6 protein-coding genes and 1 riboswitch are annotated in these 5,230 nt (G+C 41.0%); of the genes, 2 read left to right on the top strand and 4 right to left on the bottom strand.

Annotated features, from left to right (window positions below):
- Window positions 1-32: 32 nt before the first annotated feature.
- From KTHG_RS00870 to KTHG_RS00855, 4 genes are all read right to left on the bottom strand, one after another.
- Complete coding sequence (locus KTHG_RS00870; RefSeq protein ID WP_020189026.1) at window positions 33-866, bottom strand: MetQ/NlpA family ABC transporter substrate-binding protein; 834 nt, start codon at window positions 864-866, stop codon at window positions 33-35.
- A 12-nt stretch (window positions 867-878) separates the two neighbouring features.
- Window positions 879-1,568: a methionine ABC transporter permease gene (locus KTHG_RS00865; protein WP_020189025.1), complete on the bottom strand. Its 690-nt coding sequence runs from the start codon at window positions 1,566-1,568 to the stop codon at window positions 879-881.
- Between the two features lies 1 nt (window position 1,569).
- Window positions 1,570-2,571 carry a methionine ABC transporter ATP-binding protein gene (locus tag KTHG_RS00860; protein WP_020189024.1) on the bottom strand — a complete coding sequence of 334 codons (1,002 nt, stop codon included), beginning with the start codon at window positions 2,569-2,571 and terminating at the stop codon, window positions 1,570-1,572.
- A gap of 86 nt (window positions 2,572-2,657) precedes the next feature.
- Window positions 2,658-2,758: riboswitch (SAM riboswitch) on the bottom strand.
- Between the two features lie 82 nt (window positions 2,759-2,840).
- On the bottom strand, window positions 2,841-3,632 hold the full coding sequence (locus KTHG_RS00855; RefSeq protein ID WP_020189023.1) for a carbon-nitrogen family hydrolase: 792 nt from the start codon (window positions 3,630-3,632) through the stop codon (window positions 2,841-2,843).
- A gap of 104 nt (window positions 3,633-3,736) precedes the next feature.
- Here KTHG_RS00855 and KTHG_RS00850 point away from each other — a divergent pair, with 104 nt between their 5' ends.
- Together KTHG_RS00850 and KTHG_RS00845 are read left to right on the top strand one after the other, a co-directional pair.
- The gene (locus KTHG_RS00850) at window positions 3,737-4,903 is read left to right on the top strand and encodes a pyridoxal phosphate-dependent aminotransferase (RefSeq protein WP_020189022.1); all 1,167 of its coding nucleotides are present in this window, start codon (window positions 3,737-3,739) and stop codon (window positions 4,901-4,903) included.
- Window positions 4,904-4,915: 12 nt separating this feature from the next.
- Window positions 4,916-5,218, top strand: a complete 303-nt coding sequence (locus tag KTHG_RS00845; RefSeq protein WP_020189021.1) for a hypothetical protein — start codon at window positions 4,916-4,918, stop codon at window positions 5,216-5,218.
- Window positions 5,219-5,230 lie beyond the last annotated feature (12 nt).

Here is a 5,230-nt window from a genome sequence, read left to right as displayed (position 1 = left end):
ATGTTTTGTCCCAGCCACGCTTGTACTACATGTTATTTCTTTTTCATCCAGTCTGGTTTACCAAAGCCTTTAAATTCTGTATCGATTGTTTTTTCGAAATCTGCTGATTCAACTACGGCTTTAATATCTTTTGATAACTGTGAATTCTCGTCTGCCTCGCGTACTGCGACAACATTACGGAATTGATCTGGCATATCTTCTAAAAATACCGCATCTTCTAAGTTTAAGTTGGCTGCTAATGCGAAGTTTCCTGGGACACCCGCTAAATCAGATGTTTCGATTGCGCGTGGTAAGCCAGCCGCTTCGATTTCTTTAAACTCAAAGTTTTTCGGATTTTTCGTAATATCTTTTGTTGACGCGACTAATGGATCTACATCGTCGCTAATTTCGATTAAGCCTTGTTCTTTTAATGATTTCAGCGTACGTGCTAAGTTTGATGGGTCATTTGCAATTGAGATTTTAGCGCCTTCTGGTAATTCATCAATCGTTTTATATTTTTCAGAGAAGAAGCCCATTGGAGCTGTTGGCACGATAATTAATGCTTTTAATTTTGTATCATTTTCTTTATTGAAGTTTTCTAAGTATACAGAGTGCTGGAATAGGTTGGCATCAATATCGCCGTTATCTAATGCATTGTTTGGTTGGATATAATCACTGAATTCTTTTAATGTTACTTTGTAGCCTTTCTCCTCAAGACCTGGAACAATGGCCTTTTTCAGCATATCGCTATATGGACCGGCTGTTGCACCGATTGTAATTTCTTTTGACGTTGTTTCCTTGTCTGTATCTTTCGCGTCACCGCTACCACACGCCGCAAGTGCTGCGGTCACAATAACTAACAAAACTGCTACTAACCACTTTTTCATATTCAAATCCCCCTATTTTCTATTCACTTTTTTTGCTATCGTATCGCCCAAGATTTGTACAGCCTGAACGAGAATAACTAAAATAACAATCGTTGCAATCATAATCGTATCGTCATAGCGATAGTAACCGAAGCGAATCGCTAAGTCTCCGACACCACCGCCGCCGATTGTACCTGCCATCGCAGAGTACGCAATCAAGCTAATGATTGTCATCGTAATGCCTTGAATAATCCCTGATTTTGCTTCTGGTAATAATACTTCCTTGATGATTAACCAAGGAGAGGCACCTGCTGCGATTGCCGCTTCGATAACCCCTTTACTAATTTCTTTTAATGATGTTTCGACAAGTCGTGCGAAAAATGGAATGGCCGCAACAGATAACGAAACACTCACAGCGAGTGGACCTGTTGTGTCACCAATAAGCACTTTAGTTAACGGAATAAGTGCGACTAATAAAATAATGTATGGAATCGAGCGCACAAAGTTAATTACAAAACTTAACACATTATTGACGATGCGATTTACCTTTTTGCCGGAGTTACGTACGGCGAAAAAACCATGACTTGTGATGAATAATAATAAGCCAAGTGGCAACCCAATAACGAGTACGACTACTAATGAAATGCCAACCATTAATAGCGTTTGGCCAAAGGATGTCCAAATGTCTGGGAGCATCGATGTAAAATGAGCGAAATCAAACATATTACTGCACCTCCACTGTTACGCCGCGAGATTCCATATACGTAATGGCGCGGTTAATATCTTGTCCGTCACCGATTAATTCCATGATGAAGATGCCGAGTGGACGCTCTTGTATGTACTCAATCGTACCGTGAAGGAAATTTCCTCGTACTTCAAATTGCTGTAGCATATCGGAAATAATTCCTTGCCCTGCGGTATCGCCCTTAAATAATACTTTGACGATAGTGCCATTAAATGTATGCATAATTTCTGATGGAATATCAAAGGACACAACACTGCCGATAAATTCCTGCGTTAATGGGTTTGTTGGATTGGCAAAAATATCGTACACACTGCCATGCTCGACAACACGTCCGTTTTGCATAATTGCCATGCGATCACAAATCTCTTTGACTACTTCCATCTCATGCGTGATTAAGACGATGGTGATACCAAGCTCACGATTAATTTTTTTCAATAATTTTAAAATGGCTGTCGTTGTCGTCGGGTCGAGTGCGGATGTGGCTTCATCACATAATAAAATCGTTGGTTCGTTCGCTAACGCTCTTGCGATACCTACACGTTGCTTTTGACCACCTGATAGCTGACCGGGAAAAACGTCCTTCTTATCAGACAGCCCAACCATTGTGAGTAGTTCCTTAATGCGTGCTTCGCGTTTGTCTTTTGCGACATTCGCAGCCTTTAATGAAAACTCAATATTTTCACCGACTGTCTTTTGGTCAATCAAGTGGAAATGCTGAAAAATCATACCGATTTTTAGGCGTGCCTGCCGTAGTTCTTTACCTGATAGTGTCATTAAATTTTGACCATCAACTAAAATCTCACCATCTGTTGGCTGCTCCAATAAATTGATGCAACGTAATAATGAACTCTTCCCGGCACCTGAATATCCGACTATTCCGAATATTTCGCCGTCATTAATTGTAAGATTGACATTATCTACACCGATAACTTCTTTTTTCTTTGCTCGATATACTTTTGAGACATTGTTTATTTCAATCATGCGCATACCTCTTATTCTTGTAAAATTACTTTTTCAGAAAACAAAAAAGCGCCTTTCCTCTGAAAGACGCTTTCTATAATAAACGCTATTTATCTTTCAGAAATACATTCTGTAGGAATTAGCACCTTCCCATAATGGGGGTTGCTGGACATCATCGGGCCTATCCCTCCGTCGCTCTTGATAAATCCTAGTTATTTAGTTGTTTTTATGATTATGTCATCAATAGTATTTCTTTTTACGTCCATTGTCAATATTTTTTCAGAAAAAACTTAATTTTTCAAAATATCTTGATATAGCTCTGGGCGACGGTCATCATACACAGGAATTTTTTTGCGTACCTCATCGACCTTATCAAAATCAACATCGACAATCGCTAGCTCTTCCTCTGCATCACCCGTCCATAATACTTCACCCCACGGTTCAATCACCATTGAGTTGCCGTTAAAGTTTTCTGGCTTATGACTTGTACGATTTACCGCAACGATAAAGCATTGATTTTCAATCGCACGCGCTTGTAATAATGTTTTCCAATGATCAATGCGAGGTGTTGGCCACTGTGCCGAAACGAAAATGACCTTCGCACCGTTTAGCGCATGGAGGCGTAGCCATTCTGGGAAACGAATATCATAGCAAATGACGCCCGCCGCATCTAAGTCACCTAATTTGAAATTATTTTGTCCTGAGCCCGCTGCTAAATATAAATGCTCATCCATCAAGCGGAATAAATGTGCTTTGTCGTATTCACCAACCTGCTCACCGTCTTTATTAAACACAAGCATCGTATTATAAAATTTGTCGCCTTTTTTCGTCGAAACAGAGCCACCAACGATATGAATGCCTAACTCCTTCGCAAGCTCACTTAAAAATTTCTTTGCGCGCTCACCATTTGGATCTGCTAGCTCGTCTAATTTTTTCAGTGCATAGCTTGAATTCCACATCTCTGGTAAAACGACGAGTTCTGCACCTTTTGCGTGTGCTTCGCGTACCAATTCATTTACGCGTGCATAGTTTTTTTCTACATCGCCTGTTGCGACTTTAAATTGAATACAGCCTAATTTCATCACGACACCACCTATAGACATTTTTCTGAAAAAGGTCTACTATGAGAATAATTTTCAGAATATTTCTTTCTATTATACAATAGATTATTTTTGGAGGCACCTACATGAATTTATCAAAAAAGATGCAACAACTTCCTGAGCAATTTTTCGCGAAGCTATCAAAAAATGTGGCAGAAGCAATGGCAGAAGGACGCGATGTCATTAACTTAGGACAAGGGAACCCAGACCGTCCAACACCAACACATATTATTGAGGCGATGCAACAAGCAACCGCTGACCCTAGCATGCACAAATATTCACCATTTCGTGGTACAGTAGAGTTTAAAGAGGCAATCGCCACATTTTATAAACGTGAATACGATGTTGATATTGACCCTAATACGGAAGTCGCCATTTTATTCGGTGCCAAAGCAGGCTTAGTGGAATTGCCAATGGTTATGCTAGATGAGGGTGATACAATGCTATTACCTGACCCAGGGTACCCTGATTATTTATCCGGTGTAGCCCTAGCCAATATCCAATTTGAAACGATGCCACTAACGGCTGACAATCAGTTTTTACCGGACTACAATGCATTAACTCCGGCACAAAAACAGGCTGCAAAGCTTTTGTATATCAACTATCCAAACAATCCGACAGGCGCTGTTGCAACACCCGAATTTTTCGCTGAAACCGTCGCATTAGCCAAGGAGCATGATATTGCAGTGATGCATGATTTCGCCTATGGTTCACTTGGCTATGATGGCATTCGTCCACCAAGCTTCCTGCAAACCGCGGGCGCTAAAGAGATCGGTGTTGAATTTTATACGCTATCAAAAACGTATAATATGGCCGGCTGGCGCGTTGGCTTTGCAGTCGGAAATCGCGACATGATTGCTGGCTTAAATCTTATTCAGGACCATCTCTATTGCAGTCTATTCCCTGCTATCCAGCATGCCGGTGCTGTTGCGCTAACCTCCTCACAGCAATGTGTGACAGAGCAGCTAGCGATTTATGAATCGCGTCGTCATGCTTTAAAAGAGGCTGCCGCAAAAATCGGCTGGGACATTACCATTCCAGCGGGTAGCTTCTTTGCATGGCTGCCTGTTCCTAGCGGTATGACAAGCGAAGAATTTGCAGATGTATTGCTTGCTAAAGCCAATGTTGCCGTTGCGGCTGGTAATGGCTTTGGTGAGCACGGCGAGGGCTATGTTCGCGTCGGCTTACTCGTTGATGAGGCTCGTATTCACGAAGCAATGGAGCGCATCGCCACACTTAATCTATTCGCTTAAGAGGTGACACTTGTGGTTATCATTTCATTAATTATTAGTGCCTTTGTTGGCTTTATAAGCATTGCGACACAGCGCTATGTTCTAAACCAACTTGGCAATCAAGATAAAAAGAAAGTTGTTTTCATTTATGGTTTTGGTACAACGCTTGGTGTCTTTTTAGCATTCATGGTCATGCTACGCCTAAAATTACCAGTAAATTCATTTTTTGAATTTATCATTCAAATTTTACTCGTGGCGGTTATTGCCATTGTCGCCGGTAAAATTATGTACGCCGTTTCACCAAAGGCATACAAGGACATTAAAGCTAAGGAATAAAAAAACTCGAAA

The organism is Kurthia sp. Dielmo (assembly GCF_000307285.2).
GTDB classification, from domain to species: Bacteria; Bacillota; Bacilli; order Bacillales_A; family Planococcaceae; genus Kurthia; species Kurthia populi.
This window is presented reverse-complemented; position numbering and strand designations above follow the sequence as displayed.